Source organism: Paenibacillus sp. BJ-4 (genome assembly GCF_020404765.1).
In the GTDB taxonomy this organism is placed as follows: Bacteria; Bacillota; Bacilli; order Paenibacillales; family Paenibacillaceae; genus Paenibacillus.
This window is the reverse complement of sequence record NZ_JAIVEM010000140.1, coordinates 213,458-234,446: the sequence shown is the minus strand read 5'-3', so window position 1 is coordinate 234,446 and position 20,989 is coordinate 213,458. Positions and strand designations below refer to the sequence as shown.

The following is a 20,989-nucleotide window of genomic DNA, read 5'->3' as shown; positions in this document are numbered from 1 at the left end:
TTGGCTTAAAATTTGATAATTCCTGAGGTGTGCAGGAAGACCAGCAACATCAGGACCGGTGCAACATACCGAAGACCGAACAACCATACGCGGAACCAGAAGGGTTTGAGATTTGCATGCTCACCCGCAGTCTTCCAGTAGTAGCCTGTGAATATAACAATCAACAAGCCGCCTAACGGCAAGAAGATATTAGAGGCTGTGAAGTCAACGAAATCAAAGAAGGATTTGTCACCAACTTTTAATTCCGGAACCAGTCCCATGGACAATGCGGAAGGGATACCCAGCAGCAAGCACAGGATAGATACGACGATAACCGAACGAACCCGGCTCCAGCGGAACCGTTCCATAACATAGGCTACGGGTACTTCCAGCAAGGATACCATAGAACCCAATGCAGCAACCGCCAGCAGTACGAAGAACAAACCGCCGAAGAAAGCGCCGAAAGGCATGGCAGAGAATGCAGCCGGTAAAGCAATAAAGACCAGAGACGGCCCTTGAGCCGGGTTAATGCCAAAGGAAAAGGTTGTAGGGAAAATAATCATGCCTGCGATAAACGCATAGATTAAATCCCCGCCACCAACTGCCAGCATGGCTCCACCCAGCGATTGTCGACGATCCACATAAGCACTGTACGTGACCATAATCCCCATCCCTAGTGAGAGCGAGAAGAAGGCATGTCCCAAAGCAACCAATGCAGACTCTATACTAAGCTTAGAGAAGTCAGGATTCAGAAAGAAGGATACACCCGCACCTGAGCCTGGCAGCATAAGCGCATTTATCATTAACACGAGCAGCAGAATAACCTTGGCAGGAATCAAAATTTTATTGAACTTTTCAATCCCGTTCGATACTCCGAGGGTAACCACGATGGATGTAAATGCAAAAACAATCAACAGCCAAACCAATGGAGCGTAGCCTGAGGAAAAGGAAGCAAACTGTCCAGCAAAATCCTTATTCGAAAACAGATTTCCACTAAATGCCTCTACAGCATAGTGCAGTGTCCAGCCTCCTACAATGGCATAAAACGACAAAATAACAAACGGCACGATAACAAACATAATACTCATCTTGCCCCAAATCGGATGACCGCCTACTTTTACCATCGCAGAAGCAGCACTTCCCCGACCCGCACGGCCAAGCGCCAGCTCCGCTAAAAGTACAGGCAAACCTACAAGCAACAGGCAGACAATAAACAACAAGAAAAATGCAGCTCCACCATATTGTCCAGTAATATACGGAAATTTCCATATGTTACCCAATCCTGCCGCACTCCCGATAGCTGCCAATATGAATCCGGCTGACGAGAAGCGTTCATTCTTATCTGACAGGCTATTCTGCCCCTTGCTCAAACTCATTATATCCCCCTCATTCTCTCTACTTCCGCATAAACATAAGCATGCGTACATAAATAATTTTTACTCATTATAGCGTAAGTAGGATGTAAGGTCATACAAAATTTTTCACTATTATCGAATTTATTTTCATATTGTCTGATATCTACGTAATCCTACAAAAAACTACATTTCTTTTTCGACATCCTTCTTAATAATGGCCTCTCCCATGCGATTGGATACTTTTTGATAAATATACGAAATCGCCAGTAACACCACGCCGAAGGAGAAGTAGGCTACGATGGTGCCTCCTAATGTTAACAGGTGTAGATCATACAAAAGCAGTTTACCTGTCGACAGCAGGGTCAATCCCAAGCCGAATCTGCGAATATAGACCAATCGCTTGAGGAAGCCGTATACGATATACAGAATCGCCAGCAGCAGATATACCAGACTGAACACGAGGCCTGCATCCCCCAGACGGAACTGAACTCCGAGGAAAGCGGTAATAATGCCCAGCAAATATACCCCCATAATGACCGGATACAGCTCTGTGCTTCTATAATGGCGTGTCATCAGTGCGTTCAGGAAATCCCTGCTGCTGAAGAATACCAATACATTAAAAGCGGCGAGTACCGCCAACGCCACATAATCAGCAGCCGTATTTTGCGCGTAATTTCCATTCAAGGTTGGAATCGCTACCGTGGCCAACAGTCCGAGCGCGTAGCCTATAACGTACAGAGCCAGGCTGTAGTATTGAATCACCCGATCGTACAACAGCTTCACTTTAGGCAGGAAATACGCCAAAACCAGCGATACGCAGGTGTACAGCAATACCTTGTATAAAGTATAGTGTGTAAAATTGTCCGACACGAAGATGTTGTACCAATGCCCGGCTTCATACAAGAGGTAGCAGTACACGTTCACCAAGGTTAGATATTTAAATCCTTGCATAATACGCATTTCGGACAAACGATTGTTTTTGAAAGCATCCGGACGGCTGAATTGAATGGCATAAAAGACAGTAACAACCAACATCCCCAGCGTAATGAGTGTATATTTAAGCCCAAAATAATCCGTCTCAAATCCTGACAGCAGGTATATAGGAAAATCGACGAAGAAGAATGCACCCAGACACAGTAATAAAATGCCCCAGCCTGCTCGCTCCAATTCCTTTAATCGGTAATGGCGCCCACACAATGTCAGAAGAACGGCCTCGATCAACCAGCCCATGGATAGCCATCTGACTCCAAACTGGAACGGAATCATGAGAATGGCAAAGGTCAGTGAAGTCGCATAAAATAATATTTTGGTCTGTTTCTCCTCTGGAATATATCGACTAACCCAACGTCCCAATCCCCCATATACCAGGCAAAAGACGAACGCCAGCAAGCCTTTGTAATCATCCAGACCCGCATCACCAAAGAGAGAGTACAGAACGCTGCAGCTCACGACGGTATTCAGAGCCAGCAGGGAGAAATCCAGCCATGACAGCTTTGCTTTCAAACGGAACGGTACCCACAGCGTCATACCGAGGTACATCGCAAATGTAATAACTGCATACAGCATGCTCGCTGCGGCGCTTTCCGATAACCACGTCAGCACAATCATCAAAGGCGTATTAAGCAAAAAGCTGATATATTGCACAATGACCCACCGTTTGCGCAAGGATACGAGCAAAATGAGCAGGTTTAACAGAAACAGATAGCCCATAGCGATATAAACCGCGTTCCCTTCCAGCCCGTTCGCAGCCATATAGGAAAACAGCGGGAGATATCCCCCTACTAATCCAAAAGAGCAAATCGTTCGCGATTCATACCTTAACGACAATAGCACAGCGGTTACCGTAACCAGCACGGATAAGCCGATGCCTGTATACATCCCTATGATTTCCAATAAAAAGTAGCTGTAAAAAATAGATCCATACAGTACGGAAATCCCGCCGCCCAAAATACCGAGCGCAAAGGTCTGCTTTTGCTTGCGGTACAGCCATTCACCGCTGACTAGCATCAACGCTCCTAGCAGAAAGAAGGCTACGCCCTTCATATTTCCTGTAAACCAATTCGAATATGAATATTTAAAGGCGGCTCCTACACCCAGAATAATGAGCAAAATTCCCAGCTTGTTGATCCAGTTCAGGCCTAGCTTCATTTCAAACTGATTCTGCTTGATGCGCTTCTGCATCGTTTCTTCGCTGATCTCTTCTTCTCCGAGCTGATGGAGCTCGCTTGCCGTCTGGTGGAGTAATTTTTGCTCTGCCTCTTGGAAACGCCCACGTTGCTCCATGATTCGGTCACGGATCTCCTCCGAGAACAGTCGCAATCTGGCGACGATTTCCTCCTGATCCTCTTTAAGTTCATGCGTGGCTTGCTGAATAAGATGATCCACCCGGTTCTTAGCCCCATACTCAAAGGCTGTCAGCCGATTTTGCCCCTCTGTTGTTTTGGATGCAAAATAGGTCTCCAGCTTTTCACGGGAAATGCGGATCATATTCGCCTTTTCACTCAGCATTTGCTCCGTTAGCGAAGTGCGCAGCTTCCCATTCTCCTGCTCAATATGTCGTACTCGCTCTTCCAATTGAATACAGCGAGCCTGATATTCCTCAAATTTTTGTCGCAGTACCTCATTCTCCAGAATGACATCCGAGGCTTCATAGTCCGCAATTAAGGTTTGATACTCCTTGAGCAGCTTGTTCTGTTCCTGGCGAATCGTATGTAAACGATCTTTAAAATCCTCCATGTTCTCCTCCATCGCTGTTCATTTTGGTAATCATTACATTTTACATGAAATTAAAAAGGCATTATAGAGACCATAGCCCACTTTGAACAGCGAAATGAGGATTTTAATTCAATATTATTCCAATATAGCCTACCTTTTTTCCTTCACAAACATGAAATATGGATTTAGAAAAATTGACTAGAACGTTTCACTCGTAAACAGAATAAAAAAGGAACGCCAATCTAATGAACGTTCCATACAAACCTTTAGTTTTTTATATCCTTTTTTTCGTAGATGAAATTTCTTAAAATGACCTGCTTTGTCTTAGCTGTTAATTCTTCTCCATCATTGTCCAAATTTGCAACCTGATCGCTTGGGTACTTGTTTGGAACCTTAACTGGATAAAAATCTCCGTGCTCAGTTAACAGGATGTGGGGTTGTTTAGATTGAGCTAGATGTTCTAGTTCTTTCTTTCTCTCTGGTGAGAGGCAGTCAGAGTCGTCTGTAGTCTTAACCCGGGTTTTGGTTTCATTGGCAAAAGTTTGATTTTGTATGACGGATATTACCCCTCCGACAACAACAGCTAGACCTAAAACAACAACAATTGTTCTGAGTCGCTTGTTCACATCGAATCCTCCCTTCTAAAATAAGTATTACATAGTTTTTCAATTTTCCTTTTGACACATTTTTGTTAGGAGCTGATCGAATTAAACGCTGTCTATTGATTTTAAAAACTTTCTTTTCAAATAATCGGCCCTCCACCACGCTGAAATTTTAACGATTAGATTTTTGTAGGTGAAACATGGCTTTATCAAAAGATTGCAACACGGCTTCTGTTTTATTGGGTTCGGTCACCCATGGTGCTGGTTGGAGTTCTTGAGACTTATCAGTGAACCAATCACATCAACCTAATATCAAAAAATGCCCCCAATGGGGACCACCTACTGGAGCAATTCACTTGTTATCTTCTTCCTTGATATAAGTAGCGTCATATTGAATGATCGCTTTAGTTTTATCAGTAGTCTTTGAACCATCATACACTACTTCATCTTGACTGAATTTCTCTTCACTTTGAAGTGTTTTTACAAACAATCCATCCTTTGTTGATATCTTATCTGGATGATACAGTCTCTCTAGTACATCAGCTGGAGGAACTGGCTCTTAAGTTATGAATAGTCAATAGACGTGACCAATCCCGCAGCATTTTATACATAAATTTTTAATTAATGATAACTATTTTAATGATGATTCTATCACATGTTTATATTTTTCCATGATTGGAAATTACATTTTATGACATGTTAATGTATTTTTCTCTTAAAAAAGCCATTATATAGAATGATGATATTAGTTAGATGAGAGGAGGAATAGTTTTGCATAAAATGGCTCTGAAAGTATGATGTTGTCAGGTTACACCAGTTGGGTCTGCTTCTTGGTATGAAACATACGGTTGTACTGATTAATCAGTTCATCCAAGAACATAGACTGCTCCAGCACACAGGCATGTCCGAAACCATACTCTTCGTACAGATCATGCAATCGTTGCCGGGCATCTTCCAACTGTTGGTTTAACGTTTCATCTGTATTCATAGCATATCCCCTCCTAATGAATCTCATTTTAGGTTGGAATGTGGAAATATGGATCGCTATTTTAGCAATCAAAAATCAGCATAATATAACAAAAAAAGACCAGCGTCTAGGCTGGTCAATGTTAATAAATTAGTTCTCAGATTAAGTTGTATCAACGTGGTATTGTGGTTTGGGTGTGTCAAAGGTTGGATCTTTAGCCTGAACTGGTAGTAAAAGTTCTCGTAAAAAACTAGTTGTTATCAAGAGCAAAGCCATCTTTTTGATCAATTTCTTTCCACATTTCCTGAAGTTTTTTTCCTGTTTCAAGGACAGCATTCACACCAAAACGCTCAAATAATCGTGCACAGTTTGAAATAATCAGTTGATTATTAATTGAAAGAGATTTTTCCCAAGCGACTAAAAGGCACTCGAAGCCATAAGAGTACCTGCCCTTATTCAGACTATAGTTAGCCATCTTGTACCAAAACCGTGCATACTGCTGTGGCAAATATTGTTGCCTAATGTCAGCAGGGGACGGCTCCTGATACGCCGTAATTTGAGATTCAAAGCGCCGAAGGATATGATCCACATCAATATGATAGCGATTGGCTGCTTCAATGACGTTTAAGAGTTCGTTGAAAATATATTTTTCGCCTGCCATATACTCTACATAATTCGGCAGGACACTCACATCTCCCGACATCAGCTTGTTCACATAAGTATTAATTTTCGCCCAATGCTGAAATAGACCCAGCCAATGGAGCGTGTCCGGGTCACTTTCCTTGACCCAGCTTAGATCAGCATAGCCTTGAAGGTGTACTAATGCCCGCTCATGATCTCCCTTCGCATCACAGGCATTAGCACACATCATTTCGGCGTAAGCTATGTATACAAAAAGCGGCCTGCTTAGCTTCTTTTGTGGTTCTTTTTCCTTACGCTCAGAGTTATGAACCATGTCATAGTATATTCTCCCTAGTCGTCCCATTTGCTTTGCATACTTATATACCATGTCCCACTGGCTCAATGCTCTGTACACATTCGCCAAATCTTTCAGCGCATCCAGTTGATCGACTTCATGCAAACGATGGACAAACGATTCGAATTTGGCCGCTGCGTCGGAATTGAGATTCTGATCCCTTCCTATCGCAATAGTGAACAAGCGATAGTGGCAGAGTGCAAGTCGTTCCGAATGCTGCTGTTTTTCGCCCTCGGCGACGTTTTCATAAAGATAAGCCGCCGCTTCCCGATAACCTTGTTCAAAGCAATTCTCGGCTAACTCAAAGAGGTGAGGAAGATAACCCGGATTATCCAGCAGCACACTTACTACTTTTTTCAAACAGTCTACACGCTGAAACTGCACGCATCGATACAAGAATGGACTAATTCTTCGCCAGTTTAGCGGCGCATCTATAGTGCATTCTTCAACATATCTTTCATAGAAATGGTCTGTTGGTAAATTCATTCCTAACGTAATACGATCCAATTGGTGCACCGAAATGGAGCGATTGCCTGTTACAATGCCGCTTACTGTACCCGGATTCATGCCAGCAATGTGTCCAAACTCGGTCATGCTCAAGCCTTCTTGCTTTAGGTATCTTTCTAATTCTGCTCTAATCGTAGGTGTGATTTCCATGAATAAACCACCCTTTCAGCGTGAACTATAATACGATACAAATTTTTTAAAAAAATATATTTTGGAAACTTATAATATGATTATAATTTTGACTACTCCTGATAATACCATCTTTTGGAACAACAATAAATACTTCTATTTAATTGCTTTTTATCTTGGTAATAGGAGGTATTTGCAATGCTCGATGCAGGAGATGCAGAAGGAGGATATCATCATGAAGAATACAGGGATGACTCGTTCTTTAGATTCGTTAGGCCGAATCGTTATTCCTATAGAAATGCGGATGTCTATGGGTATTGATGCCTGTGATCCTTTAGAATTTTATATGGATATTGAAACCGGTTTTTTGAGTATGCGAAAGTATATCGGAGTCGCCTGTAAATTATGCAATGCTGTCGAAGATCTGACCTATTTTAGAAATTCACTTATATGTAAAGACTGTATGCAAGAGCTAAAAGGAAATATAGGCGTCAGTCACGCTCCTCCTCCAGTGGTTAAGAAACCTGCATACAAAAGAAAGAGAGTAAACCAATCCTCACGAGAATTAGTCGAACGCCTAAGAAAAATGGTGCATGAACATCCCCATGCCAAGCAGGGCGAATATGCAAAATGGCTTGGCGTGTCACAAGGCCGTATATCCCAGCTTAAAAAGTTGTTATAGCTTGATTGCCCTGCCGAAAATCTGTATACTTAAAAAAAAGCAAACGATACTATGCCTGTGAAGAGCATCCAACTCGGAGGCGTTTACGCCAAGGATCATACGTTAGCGTACGATATGGCAATATGTTCCTAAGTAAGCCGGACCCGCCCGTTACAGCGGAGCAAAGTGGATTGGAGAGCGATGACATCTGTCATGCTGTCCGGTCAATTTGGGTGGCACCGCGAGATCAAAGCGCTCCTCGTCCCATGTGGATGAGGGCGCTTTTTGTATTTTTATCCGAAAGGGAGTGCGGTGTCATGTTGGACATCAAATGGATCAGAGAGCATCAGGAAGAGGTTCAGACAGCAGCAGACAACAAAGGAATGCAAGTATCGGTGGCAGAGCTGCTGACCTTGGATGATCGGAGAAAGCAGCTGCTTCAAGAAGTAGAACAGCTGCGTCAGACACGTAATCAGTGCAGTCAAGATATTGGGGCGCTGATTCATGCCGGAAAGAGTGAGCAGGCAGAGGAAGCGAAGCAGCAGGTCAAAGAAATTAACGGTCAGCTAGAACGTCTGGAAACCCCGCAACAGGAAGTCGAGGAGCAGTTTCAGCAGCTCTTGCTTCTGATGCCTAATATCGTATCGCCCGATACGCCACGGGGCAGATCGGATGAAAACAATGTAGAACTGGAACGGATCGGAACAGTACCTGACTTCGGATTTGAACCGAAGGATCATATGGCACTCGGCCAGCTTCACAGCCTGATCGACGTTCCCCGAGGCGTCAAAACAGCCGGAACCCGGAATTACTACCTGACGGGAGCAGGGGTTGCATTGCACCGGGCTGTGCAGCAGCTTGCAGTAGATCTGCTGACTGAACGGGGATTCCAGCTGCTGGACGTTCCGCTAATGGTACGCTCGGAGGCAATGCGTAGCACCGGCTTTTTCCCACTTGGGCTGGATCAGACCTACCGCATCGCAGGGGAGGATCAATGGCTTGTGGGTACTTCGGAGGTCCCGCTCGTCGCGTATTACAGCGGTGAAATCGTAGATGTCACGGACCCGATCCGGCTGGCGGCTGTATCGGTATGCTTCCGCAATGAGGTCGGCTCAGCCGGAAGAGATGTGCACGGACTGTATCGTGTACACCAGTTTGCCAAGGTGGAGCAGGTAGTGCTCTGCGAAGCTAGTCTGGACGCTTCGGAGCAGATGTTTCAGGAGATTACACGCAATGCGGAAGACCTGCTGCAACTACTGGAGCTGCCCTACCGCAAAATGGCGGTGTGTACAGGTGATATGGCGCAAAAAACCTACAAACAGGTAGATATTGAGACATGGATGCCGAGTCGACAGGCTTACGGCGAGACACATTCGTCTTCCCAACTGCTTGATTTTCAGGCGCGCCGTTCCAACATCCGTTACCGCAATACGGACGGCAAGCTGCAATATTGTTACACGCTCAACAATACAGCGGTCGCTTCGCCCCGGATTTTGATCCCGCTGCTGGAGAATCATCAGCAGGAGGACGGCTCGATCCGTATTCCAGAGGCTTTACGTCGGTATATGCCGCAGCATATGGAATTTTTGCAATAAACAACTAGACACAATTGTGATCATCAAAAAAGACGAAGGAAAGTTTCCTTCGTCTTTTTTGATGTCTTACTGTGCTTCTGCTTCCCACGCACTGGCAGGGCCAAAAAATTCATAGTGGATATCCGCAGCAGGGATATTCCACTCCTTCAACAGGCCATACACCGATTGCATAAATGCTTCAGGACCGCAAAAGTAATATTGGGCGTTCTTGTCCGGCACAACCGATTGCAGCCAGGCCAGATCCAGGCGACCTTCCTTGTGAAAGGCCTGTGCCAGCCGATCCTGCTCCGTTGGTCTGCTGTAACACCATCGAACTGCGGCCTGTGCATGTGTGGCGACCAGCTTTTCCACCTCATTACGCAGAGCATGGTTATCCCCACTGACTGCTGCGTGGACAAAGGTGACGGGCCGATCCGGAGCAGATTCCACCAAGAAAGCCAGCATGCTGACCATCGGGGTTAGCCCGACTCCACCACTAATTAACACGACAGGTCTGCGATCTGTCCGATCCAGCGTAAAATCGCCAGCTGGTGCAGATAACTGCAACACATCACCCTCCTGCACCTGCTCATGCAGATACATAGACACTTTACCCGCCGGACGGGACCCTACGGCATCCTCGCGTTTTACGGATATCCGGTAGTGAGGCCGGCCCGGTGCATCCGAAAGGCTGTATTGACGGATGTGGGTATTATGTTCACCTGGAATCTGCATCTTTAGGCTGATATATTGCCCAGGCTCGAATGCAGGCAGCGCCTGTCCATCCTGCGGCACCAGATAGAAGGAAGTAATTTGGTCACTTTCCTTAACCTTTTTCTGCACAACAAAGCTCTTAAAGTCTGACCATCCTCCCTGCTGCTGCTCCGCATTCTTATACATGTCTGCTTCCACGTCTATAAATACATTAGCGATCACACCATAGGCTTCGGCCCATGCGGCGATGATTTCGTCTGTAGCCGCATCTCCCAGCACGTCCTTGATCGCAGCGAGCAGATATTTTCCGACGATAGGATAATGCTCAGGCTTAATTCCCAAACTGCGATGCTTATGTGCAATCTGCCGCACCACCGGAAGGATTTCCTCCAGACGATCAATGTGCTGTGCAGCCGCATATACAGCATTGGCCAGCGCCCCCTGCTGACGTCCTTGCTTCTGGTTCGCGTGATTGAATATATTCAACAGCTCGGGATGAGCCTCGAACATCATTTGGTAAAAGCGCTTGGTGATCGTAGTTCCATGAACCTCCAAAACAGGTACAGTTGACTTTATCGTTGCAATGGTTTGCTCACTCAGCATTTTTGTATCCCTCTTCTCTCCAAAATAAGATGAACAAAAGAGTGTTTCAACATATGCACCCCATTGTTAACCCTCCATTTACAACCCAGTATACCCACATAAAGTAACCGTTAATGTGATTGCAGTCACTTTAAATTTGAATAATTCAAACATGTCAATGACAAAACGCACAATTGCAAAGACTGAACAGTACCTATTTAGACGTGGATGTGAATTTTGTATAGTCAGAACTTGGTTCACCATTATAAGACTTCAATTTATTCCACTTGTAAACGCTTCCAATTAGGATAGAATCGAAGTTGAGGCACGGGACAAGCCGTTCCAGCCCATCCTATCCGTATTAAGGGAGGCAGATGATGTCGTGAAGTGGATTAGCAGCAGCAAATGGTTAGGTGCATGGTTTTGTATCATACTCGCAGTGGCAGGTACAGGTCTTCAACCCGATGCAGCACATGCCAATACGACAGACGTGACTCATGCAACCTACGGGAATGAAGCGATTCAAGCACTGAATGGTTTGGACGCTACCCATGCAGAACGTTCCCTGAACGCAACCGCCAGCACAGCCATTACTAACGGAACGGATTGGAAAGACACCGCGGGTAATCCGATTCAGGCCAACAGCGGCAATATTTTAAAAGTAGGCTCCACTTATTATTGGTACGGCGAGCATGCCGAGAACTGGAAATTTGAAAAAGTGAACGTATATACCTCAACCGATCTGAAAAATTGGTCCTTCCGCAGCACTATTCTCAGCAAGGATTCCGCCCCTGAGCTAAATTCCAGCAAAATCGAGCGTCCCAAAGTCATTTACAACCAAACAACTGGAAAGTACGTGCTATGGGCGCATTATGAGAATGGCACAGACTATTCACTTGGTCGCGTAGCTGTGGCTACCAGCGATACACCCGACGGCAATTTTGTCTATCAAGGCAGCTTCCGCCCGCTGAATTACGAGTCCCGTGATATGACGGTGTTCACAGATACCGACGGCAGCGGCTACCTCATTACAGCTTCCCGTAAAAATGGCGGGGCCAACGATACAATGGCGATCTTCAAGCTGACAGCCGACTATACGGGCGTACAATCGTTTGTAGGCTGGGTTTTCGAGAATGGCTACCGTGAAGCCCCTGCTGTTGTGAAAAAGAACAACACCTACTACCTGTTCACCTCGCAAGCATCCGGCTGGTATCCGAATCAGGGAGCCTATGCAACCGCCAGCTCCATGACTGGAAGCTGGTCTGCTCTGTCGCCCTTCGGTGACCCGGCAGCTTACGGTTCGCAAATTCACTCCATCGCTACCATTACAGGCAGCGCAGGAACCAGCTATATCTATATGGGCGACCGCTGGAATCCGCTCAATCTGAGCGACCACAAATTCATTTGGTTGCCGCTGACTTTGAATGACTCCAATAAAACAGCAACCCTGAACTGGTACAGTAGTTGGGATCTGAATGCAGCAACAGGCACGGTCATCCTGCCGTCCCTTGTGAATCACGCGCAAGGCAAAGCAGCGACTGCCAGCTCAGTCGCATCCGCTTCTCCAGCTTCACTGGCGAACGACGGCAACGCCCAAACCTCGTGGAAAGCTGCATCTGCATCCTGGCCCGCTTGGTGGCAGGTCGATTTGGGCAGTAGCAAAACCATTAACGAAGTGGATATTTCATGGTTTATGTACAAAGGATCGGAAGCGTATTACAAATATAAAATTGAATACAGCACGGATGGAGTTAACTACTCCACCATTGACCGCACCACAAATACCGCGTATGGCTTCACCAGTGACAAAGTCAATTATCAAGCCCGTTACGTGCGAATCCATCTCGTCAATGCGGTGTTATTTAATAATCCGAACAACTGGTATACCCCAACGGTGCATGAGGTCAGGTTACTTGGTCATTAATTCGTTCCATGAAAAAGAACATGGCAGGAAAGCACCTACATAAAGGAGGCTTCTTCTGCCATGTTTTCTTTTTACCATCCGCTTCGTACACACTCGCTCAACGCATCCGGTTCACTGTGGTAAACACAAATTTGTCGTACCGATGCCGCGAGAATGAGTATTCAAATGGTATACCCGTATCCAGATAACCCACCTGCTCAATTTCCAAGATTGGATCATCCGCTGCACAGTCCAAATGCTCCCGATCCAGTTCTGTCGACTTGGACGCGCGAATTGTACGATGTGAACCGACAATATTAAGGCCCAGCTCCTCCTTGATATGTTTGTACACCGAGCCGTACAGCACCTCCTCGGTAATACCGCTAATCAGCTTCGTGGGCATGTACGTGCGCTCGATAACATATGGCTCGCCTTCCACAATACGTAGGCGGATCACATGATATACAGGAGAATTGGCATCAATAAACAGATGAGTCGCTACTTCCTCGGATGGAAATTGAACGTCAAAGGCGACGATTTTATTTTTGATCTCTTTCCCGCGCAGTACGTTGGTTAACCCCAGCATTTCATTTACGACGACGTTAACAGGACCATTATGAACCGATTTGACGATAAAGGTTCCGTGTCCTCTTTTACGATTCAGCAACCCGTCCATCACCAATGTATCCAATGCCCTCTTAATCGTCATCCGACTTACACGAAACTCTCTTGCCAGTGAGATCTCATCGGGAATCGGGTCATCACTGCTATAGGTCTTATTCATAATACGCTCTTTGACCTCTTGTGCAATCCGCTCGTATTTGTTCATCTGTCTACCACCTGTACTAAAAATTGTTTTATGTCAGCATTTTACCAAAACATCGGTAGTGCTGGTTCTTTTTATTCTGCAGGCGGGACGTTAAGGTATTACGGTATAAGTAAGTATACCGAACATTATACTTTCTCACCAGCGGTATACAGCATCGCTTTATTTCAGTGATGAAGAAAAAAAGGCGGCCCAGAGGACCACCTACCACCTTAGAATCCGTTATTTTCGATCACCTGTTTGAACCAGTGTCCACTCTGTTTAACGGATCTTTTCCCTTCGTTCTGAAGATCGACAGACACGAAGCCATAGCGATTTTTATAAGCGTTCGTCCAGGACCAGTTGTCCATAAACGTCCATAAGTGATAGCCTTTCACGTTGGAGCCTTCCGAGATGGCCCGTTGAACCCATTTTAAATGCTCACGGATAAAGTCAATGCGATATTCATCATGGATCATGCCCTGTGCATCCCTGAATTTTTCCTCACCTTGAACGCCCATTCCGTTTTCTGAGATGAAGCATTCAATGTTGCCATAATTTTGTCTGACATTGGTCAGAATATCGTAAATTCCCTTCTCGTAGATCTCCCAGCCCCGCATTTCATTCATCTTGCGACCAGGCATGACATAATAGTCGAAGAAACGTTCTGGCACAAAAGGCGCATCCGGGTTCGGCAGACTTTCGCGGGCCTTGACTCTGCGTGGCTGATAATAGTTAATGCCCAGCAGGTCAACCGTGCCCTTGCATATAATCTCCCGATCTCCGTCTTCCATGCTTGGTACAAATCCCTCTTGGCGTAACAGCTCCACGAGCAAAGGATTAAATTCTCCCGTCACAGATGGGTCTAAAAAGGAACGGTTAAAGAACGCATCGCATATTTCAGCAGCCTGCACGTCTGCCGGGTGCTGACTACGCGGATAGGTTGGCGTCAGGTTCAAAATAATACCTATTTTGCCCTTATAGCCTCCTTCTCTGTAAGCCTTAATGGCACTGGCGCTCGATAACAGGGTATGATATCCCACCTGTACAGCTTTACCGAAATCCACTTCATTCGGATAGTGGAAATCGTACAGATAGCCGCCTTCCACCGGGACAATGGGCTCATTATGTGTAAACCATTTGGCTACACGATCCGCGAATAGCTCAAAGCAAGTGTTAGCGTAATCCACATAAGCTTCGACTGTCTCCCGGTTTACCCAGCCTCCTTTTTCTTGTAAAGCCATCGGCAAATCAAAATGATACAGATTGACGAATGGCTCAATATCCGCCTGCCGCAATTCTTCAATGACGGCGTTATAGAATTGAACCGCCTGCTGGTTTATAGCACCTCTTCCCGCCGGAAACAGACGCGACCAGGAGATGGAAAACCGGAAAGAGTTGTGACCAAGCTCTTTCATGAGTGCAATATCTTCTTTGTAACGGGTATAGAAACGGGATGTGTCGGCAGGACCAACCCCGTCATAGAAACGGTTCGGCTCCTGCTCAAACCAATAATCCCAAATGTTTGGTCCTTTGCCGTCTCCCTCCACGGTTCCTTCTGTCTGGGTAGCCGAAGCTGACGAACCCCACCAGAAGTCGGATGGAAAACGGTATTGAATGGCTTGCTGCTCTATATCTTTCAGTTCGGTATGATTCACAGCTCTCTACTCCTCTCTCTTTTGCAATGAACAAGCCGCTAATCCAGCAGCTTATTCACCTTACATTCCAACAGTTTGATCCTTACCTGCAATGGCTGCTTGGCTAAGCTCCTCTTCCTGCTCTTTACGAACGTTCATCCGGTCAATAATTTTCAGGAATGGGAACCAGATGACAAAGACGACAGCCATATTAAACAGCTGCAGCACGCCACCCATCAGAGAACCCGTAGCCATCATTCCGCTAAAGAACAACGGCATCGTCCAAGGAACCTGTATCCCGTTGGGCGGCGGCACAATCCCGGTGGACATGGCAAAGTAAGTAATCAGCGTAACGATCATTGGAGCAATGACCCATGGGACAAAAATAAGCGGATTCATCACAATCGGCAAACCGAATATGACGGGTTCGTTGACATTAAACAGCCCCGGTCCAAGGGCCAGCTTACTGACCTGCTTCAATTGCTTGCTCTTCAGGAAGATCAGAATCGAAAGCACAACAGCCAGTGTCATACCTGTACCACCGATACCTACGGTATAAATATCCACAAACTGCTTGGTGATAATATGCGGCAGTTCCGCTCCTTTGGAGTACGCTTCATAGTTTTCAAGTGCCAGCGTATTCCAGATTGGGTCCATGACCGAGTTGATAATAATTTGACCATGCAGCCCAAAGAACCATAAAAGTTGAACAAAGAATATAGCAATCAATGTAGGTATAATGCCACTGCCCAAATGCACCAGTGGTGCCTGTACGGCATGATAAATCAGATCATGCAGGTTATTATGAAGGGTCAGTGTAACCACAACGTTAATGATCAAAAATATGCCCAATGTGATACATGCCGGAAGCAAAGCGGCAAACGATTTGGCGACTGCCGGCGGAACGCCTGGAGGCATTTTAATGACGAAATTCCGCTGTGTCACCTTTCGATATATCTCAGCCGCGATAAAAGCGACGATCATACCGAGGAACATGCCTTTGGCCCCGATCCGGTCAACCGGAATGACACCGGCAATCGTGGCACCGCTTTCTTGTGTCAATAGAAACGGGGTTAGCATCAAGAAGCTGGCCAACGCGATCATGCCGCCGAATATGGGCTCGACCTTATAACTTCGAGACAGATAATAGCCAATCCCGACGACCACGAATAAGGTCATGATGTTCAGTGTGGCATTAGGCGCAATACTCAGCAAATTGTTAAAAGTCGTATAATTGCCGTCGCCCATCCACCCTTTTAGAAACGGCAGATTGATAATAACAACGATAATGGAGCCAAAAACCGTTAATGGAAATGACAGCATAAATGCATCACGCAGTACTGTAAGATAGCGGTTGTTGTTCAGTTTACCGGCAATAGGTATCAGTATCCGGCTTAATTTTTCAAACAAAGCCTATTCCTCCCCGCGAAGTAACTTGCATCAAATGGTTGCAAGCATTTCATGTCCCAAATTCACACACTTACAGGTCCAGCTATAAACTTCTGGATTTGAACAGCTCCAGCAGCTCTTGGACCAAATCCTTCATGGTAGCCGTGGACATCAGATGATCCTCGGCATGCATCAGAAGGAGCGAGAAAGGAGTTTGGGTTCCTCCGGCTTCCTTCTTGACCATTTGAAAATGGATATCATGTGCAGCACGCAAATCCTGCTTTGCCTGCTTGAGTAGTTCGTCCGCACCTTCTACATTCTCATTCCGGTATTCGGTCAGCGCCTGAATCACTTTACTGCGAGCGCTTCCACTATGAAGAATAAGTTGGAAACTAATTTGCTCTTCCGTCAGTTCAGCTATATTGACTTTATCCATTTTTACGTTCCACCAGCTTCACAGCCTGCTCATAGGCTTTCTTACCGTCAACCATTCCGTATGCCATCATGTCAATCACTTCGACATGAATACCATATTGGGCTGCTTCCTTTTCCAGTTGTCCTTTAAGAAAACTCATTTGTGGGCCAATCAATACCGCGTCAGCCTTCGCCATGTCTTCTGCCGCCTGATCTTGACCTACTGCCCAAATTTCAGCCTCGTCTCCAATAGACTTGGCATAATCCTGCATCTTGGTAACCAGCAAACTTGTAGACATACCTGAGCTACACGCCAGTAAAATTTTCTTCATGATTGTTCCTTCCCTTCAAGGTCTGATTGGATGCTAACTACTAGAAAACGTTTACAGCGTAATTATAAATCCGCTTTTCGTATTTGTCTATACATTTAATTTATATGTATAGACTTTTTTAAAAAATGACACATTTTATTTTTTTCCTCAAAATTAACGCTTTCATTTCTTCTCTTTAATCTCTCAATAAACATTCGCATGTTCAAAAAGCTGGAGGGCATCACGCCCGGGGATTATCGTAAAAAGAAAAGCCGCCCGCCACAGGGAATAGACTGTGGGCGGGCGGCTGAATAACCGTGCATGATATTATATTCTGTTACGCTCTTGGAATCTTGTGCTCTTCGAATCCGATGGGTCCTGTCAGTTAAACGTCTGTCAGACGCACAAGAGATCCATTTTCCAGATCTACATAATCAACTGTAAATGCATGAGTCCGCACGTTGGCTTTCAGAAGGGCGCGATAGCTCCCTTTTTCCCATTGTATTTCCAACTGATCGGGATTTCCAGCTTCTACGATTTTAATTTCACCATCAAAAGCTGGATAGGAATTGCGGAATTCCATTAACTTAAATAACCGCTTCAAAACCGGTCTTTCCAGGTTTTCAATGACTTCCTCTTGGGAATAGTAATGCCGGTTAATGTTACGGCCTACCTTCGTTTCTTCCAATAGGTCGATGTCATTTTCACCTGCCAGCAGCCCTACATAATAGACTTGAGGGATACCCGGTGCAAAAAACTGAATGGCTCTTGCCAGTATATAGGCATCATCGTTGTTGCCGAGTGCTGAATAGTACGTACAGTTGAGCTGATAGATATCCAGGTTATTATAGGCAGCCGTATTGTATACCCTTTTAATATTAGCTCCCTTGGAGAACAAATGATCTTTAGTCTCTTCGATCTCTTCATCTGTCATTAAACCCTTGGCATCCACCACTCCAATTCCATCATGAGTATCCAGCGTAGTAAATTGCTTTCTCGGACAGATGTTCAGCCAGTGCGTGAGACGCTCACTATTACCGCTATACAGTGTGTGCAGCACCAGCATAGGTAGGGCAAAATCGTAAACCCAATGATCCTTTTCGGCAAGCTTCAACTGAATGGAATAATGCTCATGAATCTCCGGCAGGACATCGACGCCGTAAGGCTTCAATATCTCCTGTGCTCCACCAAGCATGTCCCAAATTTCAGGCTCCACGAAGAAACAATTGGTTCCTCTTTTTTTGGTAGCATATGCAAAAGCATCGAGTCGGATGATGGAAGCACCCTTTTCAGCCAGACGAACCAGGTTTTCTCTGACAAATTGCTGGGTCACATCCGAGTCCAGATTAAGATCCACCTGTTCCTCATCAAAGGTACACCATACCTTTTCCGTCGTACCATCCTTAAACTCGATATCAATATAAGGCGCACGTGGCTTTCTTTTATAAATCAAATCCACTTCTTCCTGAGTGGGCGCTCCATTAGGCCAGAAATTTTTGTACCGGATAAACAAGTCGGCGTACGGCGAAGCGTCTTTATGTTGGATAAAATCCTGAAAATACTCCGAGCTGCGAGAGATATGATTAATCATAAAATCAAACATAAGGTAGAAATCTTGAGACAGCCGTTCAATATCTTCCCAGTCACCAAAGGGTGCGTCAACCGTCTCATAGGTCATCGGAGCAAAGCCGCGGTCTGCCGAAGACGGATAGAAAGGAAGCAAATGAACGCCGCCGATGACATGTTTAAAATGACTGCTTAGCAGTTCCCCCAGCTCTTTCAGATTCTTTCCCATACTGTCCGCATAAGTGATAAGCATAATTTCATTTTTAATTGGCATGATGGTTCATCCCCTGTTCTCCCTCTGTGGGATATAATATTGAATATGTTACTGTCCCCTGATGTGAAATTCACAACACGAGTAAAGCGTTTTCAAAAACGTTCTTTAATGATTTATATTATATACCAAAGGTTTGACATGTCAAACGATTGACACACAATATATAAAAGACCGTTACTCCATACAAAGTAAGGAAACGGTCTTTATTTATGTTGTATGCCCAAGGATCAAATGGACCGGGAGCAGCGGATTTAGATCCCCCGAATAGTCCTGGTTATTTATTTGTTTGTTCAAAATCCCCACAGCTTGCCGAGCCATGAGCTCAATAGGCTGTCGAATAGTGGTTAACTGTGGCATAAAAGCTTGGGCCGTCTCTGTCCCGTCATACCCAACGACTTTCAAGGTTTCCGGTACACGTCTGCCTGTCTTTAAAGCTTCAAAATAAACGTTTGCCGCCAAGATATCATCACTCGCAAAAATACCATCCACATCCGGATGCTCACTAAAAATCTGGTGAATGATTTGTTTATATAATTCTTGGTCAAAAGACCTTGGAACTTCGTAAACAATGGATTCAAGCCCGTGGTTCTCCATCGTTTTTTGGTAGGCTTCCAAGCGCAAACGTGTATCGGTTTGCAGCATGTACGGCCCATTGATATGAACTATTTTTTGACAGCCTTTATGAATTAAATGTTCCGTTGCCAACTTCCCACCCAAATAATTATCCGAAGAGACGACAACCGCATTTTCAGAAATATACTGGTCAATGGAGACAATGGGGAATGAAGAGTTTACTCGCTCAAATACGCCCCTGTTATGACTACCGACAATAATTCCATCTACTTGGTTCCGTAGCAGCATCCTCAAATAATTCGCTTCCTTCTCTGCACTTTTCAAACTGTTGCACAGAAAAACCTTATACCCCAGCTCCTCACAAGCAAGCTCAATATGAAATATTAACTCCGCATAAAAAGGGTTACTCACCGTTGGAAAAATCAGTCCTACAATGTTGCTTTGTTTGGATAACAGCGATCTGGCCATTTCGTTCGGTACATAATTCAGCTCTTCCATAGCGTTATATACTAAAGAGCGTGTCTTTTCACTGATATATCCCCTGTTATTCATGACTCTGGAAACCGTCGTTGGGGAAACACCCGCACGCTTTGCTACATCTTCTAGTTTTGGTTTCAATGGATTGGCCTCCGTAAACATCAGAAAATTCTAGATTATTTTATAATTCTCAAATATTCATATATCATAATTCTAACGAAAGTTTGAAAATGTCTCCACTTAATTATTTTATATAGACATCTTCAATGACTTTTTGGACAGCCCCCGGGAACGATCATGCATAAATCGCATACACCGCGGCTGACTTGGTTTTGGGCCACCTTTTTGGTCGCCCACGACAAGCGTGGTCGCGGAACCGATCAAACTCCTGTGCTTGTGGGCGTTTCGCTGAACAAACAGGGCGCAACGATTCAGCAGCGACGCTTACCGTTCCTATAACGCGCTCGCGAAAGAATACGATCAGCAGCCACTTAAGTTCAGCGTCAAAGAAAATCCCGATCATCTCAAGTGGCTTCATACGATGATCTCTAACGCCAAAGCGTTTATCGGCGGTACGTTTCACGGTTTGGCTCCTAAGCATTTGCAGGCCTATCTGGACGAGTTTTGCTTTCGTACCAACCACAGGCTAGTTTGAAGGACAACTGTTCAATCGTCTTTTACTCGCTTGCGTAAGCTACAGAAACCATTACGTACCATAAATTTACAAATTGACCACTTGCGGATTAAGCTAAAAAAGAGATTGCTGGAATAGAAGTTATGCATATGATCAAAAAAGGACAAACTCTCCAAGGTGAGAAGTCTGTCCAAAAGTAGATATATCTTATCCATGATCTCTTTGGTTTAACAACATAAAATTCA

Annotated in this window: 16 protein-coding genes and 2 pseudogenes; 5 read left to right on the top strand and 13 right to left on the bottom strand. The window is 45.1% G+C overall.

Annotated elements, in window-relative coordinates; genetic code table 11:
- Window positions 1-5 precede the first annotated feature (5 nt).
- From LCF57_RS20670 to LCF57_RS20650, 5 genes are all read right to left on the bottom strand, one after another.
- Window positions 6-1,355, bottom strand: a complete 1,350-nt coding sequence (locus tag LCF57_RS20670; RefSeq protein WP_226002372.1) for a sodium-dependent transporter — start codon at window positions 1,353-1,355, stop codon at window positions 6-8.
- A 162-nt stretch (window positions 1,356-1,517) separates the two neighbouring features.
- A complete protein-coding gene (locus LCF57_RS20665; RefSeq protein WP_226002371.1) occupies window positions 1,518-4,070 on the bottom strand; it encodes a DUF2339 domain-containing protein in 2,553 nt (850 codons plus the stop codon).
- Window positions 4,071-4,315: 245 nt separating this feature from the next.
- Window positions 4,316-4,675, bottom strand: coding sequence for a hypothetical protein (locus LCF57_RS20660; RefSeq protein WP_226002370.1), 360 nt, complete (start codon window positions 4,673-4,675; stop codon window positions 4,316-4,318).
- A gap of 784 nt (window positions 4,676-5,459) precedes the next feature.
- On the bottom strand, window positions 5,460-5,639 hold the full coding sequence (locus LCF57_RS20655) for an aspartyl-phosphate phosphatase Spo0E family protein (protein WP_226002369.1): 180 nt from the start codon (window positions 5,637-5,639) through the stop codon (window positions 5,460-5,462).
- A gap of 229 nt (window positions 5,640-5,868) precedes the next feature.
- Window positions 5,869-7,251 carry a helix-turn-helix domain-containing protein gene (locus tag LCF57_RS20650; RefSeq protein ID WP_226002368.1) on the bottom strand — a complete coding sequence of 461 codons (1,383 nt, stop codon included), beginning with the start codon at window positions 7,249-7,251 and terminating at the stop codon, window positions 5,869-5,871.
- Window positions 7,252-7,465: 214 nt separating this feature from the next.
- On the opposite strand from LCF57_RS20650, the gene LCF57_RS20645 reads away from it, so the two are divergent.
- The gene (locus LCF57_RS20645; protein ID WP_226002367.1) at window positions 7,466-7,912 is read left to right on the top strand and encodes an AbrB/MazE/SpoVT family DNA-binding domain-containing protein; all 447 of its coding nucleotides are present in this window, start codon (window positions 7,466-7,468) and stop codon (window positions 7,910-7,912) included.
- A gap of 296 nt (window positions 7,913-8,208) precedes the next feature.
- Window positions 8,209-9,486, top strand: a complete 1,278-nt coding sequence (serS, locus tag LCF57_RS20640) for a serine--tRNA ligase (protein ID WP_226002366.1) — start codon at window positions 8,209-8,211, stop codon at window positions 9,484-9,486.
- A gap of 66 nt (window positions 9,487-9,552) precedes the next feature.
- Here serS and hmpA read toward each other — a convergent pair whose 3' ends face one another.
- The gene (gene hmpA, locus LCF57_RS20635; protein ID WP_226002365.1) at window positions 9,553-10,782 is read right to left on the bottom strand and encodes an NO-inducible flavohemoprotein; all 1,230 of its coding nucleotides are present in this window, start codon (window positions 10,780-10,782) and stop codon (window positions 9,553-9,555) included.
- Window positions 10,783-11,143: 361 nt separating this feature from the next.
- Here hmpA and LCF57_RS20630 point away from each other — a divergent pair, with 361 nt between their 5' ends.
- Window positions 11,144-12,685 carry a family 43 glycosylhydrolase gene (locus LCF57_RS20630; protein WP_226002364.1) on the top strand — a complete coding sequence of 514 codons (1,542 nt, stop codon included), beginning with the start codon at window positions 11,144-11,146 and terminating at the stop codon, window positions 12,683-12,685.
- Window positions 12,686-12,782: 97 nt separating this feature from the next.
- On the opposite strand, the gene LCF57_RS20625 is transcribed toward LCF57_RS20630, so the two are convergent.
- From LCF57_RS20625 to LCF57_RS20595, 7 genes are all read right to left on the bottom strand, one after another.
- On the bottom strand, window positions 12,783-13,493 hold the full coding sequence (locus tag LCF57_RS20625; protein WP_226002363.1) for a GntR family transcriptional regulator: 711 nt from the start codon (window positions 13,491-13,493) through the stop codon (window positions 12,783-12,785).
- Window positions 13,494-13,702: 209 nt separating this feature from the next.
- A complete protein-coding gene (locus LCF57_RS20620) occupies window positions 13,703-15,127 on the bottom strand; it encodes a glycoside hydrolase family 1 protein (protein WP_318840739.1) in 1,425 nt (474 codons plus the stop codon).
- 60 nt (window positions 15,128-15,187) lie between these two features.
- Complete coding sequence (celB, locus tag LCF57_RS20615) at window positions 15,188-16,516, bottom strand: PTS cellobiose transporter subunit IIC (RefSeq protein WP_226002362.1); 1,329 nt, start codon at window positions 16,514-16,516, stop codon at window positions 15,188-15,190.
- Between the two features lie 82 nt (window positions 16,517-16,598).
- Window positions 16,599-16,931 (bottom strand): PTS lactose/cellobiose transporter subunit IIA, encoded by a 333-nt coding sequence (locus tag LCF57_RS20610; RefSeq protein WP_226002361.1) that lies wholly within the window; start codon window positions 16,929-16,931, stop codon window positions 16,599-16,601.
- The gene (locus tag LCF57_RS20605; protein WP_013312603.1) at window positions 16,924-17,241 is read right to left on the bottom strand and encodes a PTS sugar transporter subunit IIB; all 318 of its coding nucleotides are present in this window, start codon (window positions 17,239-17,241) and stop codon (window positions 16,924-16,926) included. Before LCF57_RS20605 ends, LCF57_RS20610 begins: the two co-directional genes overlap by 8 nt.
- A 364-nt stretch (window positions 17,242-17,605) precedes the next feature.
- Window positions 17,606-19,060 (bottom strand): sucrose phosphorylase, encoded by a 1,455-nt coding sequence (gene gtfA / locus LCF57_RS20600; RefSeq protein ID WP_226002360.1) that lies wholly within the window; start codon window positions 19,058-19,060, stop codon window positions 17,606-17,608.
- Window positions 19,061-19,267: 207 nt separating this feature from the next.
- Entirely contained in the window at window positions 19,268-20,251 is a 984-nt protein-coding gene (locus LCF57_RS20595; protein WP_226002359.1) for a LacI family DNA-binding transcriptional regulator, read from the bottom strand.
- A 147-nt stretch (window positions 20,252-20,398) separates the two neighbouring features.
- On the opposite strand from LCF57_RS20595, the pseudogene LCF57_RS20590 reads away from it, so the two are divergent.
- Window positions 20,399-20,842 (top strand): annotated as a pseudogene (locus LCF57_RS20590) (IS1595 family transposase); the annotation flags it as partial.
- A 15-nt stretch (window positions 20,843-20,857) separates the two neighbouring features.
- Window positions 20,858-20,944, top strand: a pseudogene (locus LCF57_RS20585) (IS6 family transposase); the annotation flags it as partial.
- Window positions 20,945-20,989 lie beyond the last annotated feature (45 nt).